Here is a 1,437-nt window from a genome sequence, read left to right on the forward strand (position 1 = left end):
AGCCGGCCCCGGGCCCTTACGGCTACCCGGGCGTCCCGCCGCAGCCGACGCCGGGCGCCCAGCAGTCGGCGCCGCCTTACGGTGCCACGCCGGGCTATGGCTATCCGGCCCCCGGATACCCGGGCTACGGCAACGCCGGCTGGCAGCCGAGCCCGGCGAACGGCATGGGTATCACGTCGATGGTGCTGGGCATCATCGCCGTCGTCACCTTCTGCTTCTGGGGCGTCGGGATCATCGTCGGAGTCCTCGCGCTGATTTTCGGGATCATCGGCCGCCGCAAGGCCCAGCGCGGCGAGGCGACCAATGGCGGAATGGCGCTCGCGGGCATCATCCTCGGCTCGATCGGCGCGCTGATCAGTGCCGCGTTCCTCGGCTTCCTGATCTGGGCGATCGTCAACGACGAGAACCTCGACACCACGAACACCGACCCGTTCGCCACCTCGCTCGTGGTCGGCACCGGCCGCTGATCACGGCCGGGTCCGGCCCGGGTCGCTCATACCGACCGGAGCCGCTCGCGCGCCTCCATCAGCGCGAAGCCCAGCAGATTCAGCCCGCGCCAGCGCCCGGGATCCTGGGCGCGCTCATCGTCCGAGGCCAGTCCGATGCCCCAGATCCGGTCCATCGGGCTGGCCTCCACGAGTATCCGCTCGCCCGTGCCCAGCAGAAACGCGCGCAGCCCGGCATCCTGCCCGAACTTGTGGAGGCTGCCGGCCACCACGATGCCGAAGCGCTCGCGCTCCCAGACGGCCTGGTCGAAATCGCGCACCAGTCGGCCCGCCTTCTTGGCCAGCGCCGGATTCGCCGCGCCGACGGCCGCGCGCTCGGCCTCCTCGTCCCCGAAGAGCCGGGCCTTGCCCCCCATCATCCAGTGCTCGGCCGTCGCGTACTCCACGCCGTCGACCGTGAAGGGCGAGGGCCACCACTGGCTGAGACAGCTCGCGCCCAGCGTGCCGTCCCGCCGTGGAGTATGCCCCCAGAAGTGCAGATATTTGATCGTCTCGCCGCGCTCCGTCCGCTCGGCCGGCCCGGCCGCCGTACGGACCACGCTCCCCCGGTGATTCGTCATGCACGCGAGTCTGGCAGCCACCACTGACACTCCGTATGCCTCCGAGCATGCCGATGCGACACATGGTCGACCGATTCCGTCGCGTAACCAAAAGGCAACAACGGAATCCCTTGTTGAGGAGCATGTGCTCTGTCAGGATCGGCACTCAATTGAAGCCGGAGCTACAACTGGGCCAATGGAGAGCGTCATGACCAACCGCTTCCAGGTGCGGGACCGCTTCGCGGACGGTGCGCAGTTCATCGGCGGGCGGCTGCGGCCCGGCACGTCGGGACGTACGCATGCCGTGGTGAACCCGGCGACGGGCGAAGAGATCTACACCTACGAGCTGGCGGGCGCGGCCGATGTCGACGCCGCCGTCGCCGCCGCGCTCG

2 protein-coding genes and 1 pseudogene are annotated in these 1,437 nt (G+C 69.7%); 2 read left to right on the forward strand and 1 reads right to left on the reverse strand.

Annotation, left to right across the window (positions count from 1 at the left end; translation table 11 throughout):
* Positions 1–467, forward strand: a 467-nt coding sequence (locus GA0115259_RS39345) for a DUF4190 domain-containing protein (protein WP_141716774.1), incomplete at its 5' end; no start/stop codon positions are given.
* Positions 468–493: 26 nt separating this feature from the next.
* On the opposite strand, the gene GA0115259_RS31725 is transcribed toward GA0115259_RS39345, so the two are convergent.
* On the reverse strand, positions 494–1,066 hold the full coding sequence (locus GA0115259_RS31725; RefSeq protein ID WP_093603370.1) for an NADAR family protein: 573 nt from the start codon (positions 1,064–1,066) through the stop codon (positions 494–496).
* Positions 1,067–1,253: 187 nt separating this feature from the next.
* On the opposite strand from GA0115259_RS31725, the pseudogene GA0115259_RS31730 reads away from it, so the two are divergent.
* Positions 1,254–1,437: pseudogene (locus tag GA0115259_RS31730) on the forward strand (gamma-aminobutyraldehyde dehydrogenase); the annotation flags it as partial.

The sequence above is a fragment of the Streptomyces sp. MnatMP-M17 genome (assembly GCF_900091995.1).
In the GTDB taxonomy this organism is placed as follows: domain Bacteria; phylum Actinomycetota; class Actinomycetes; order Streptomycetales; family Streptomycetaceae; genus Streptomyces.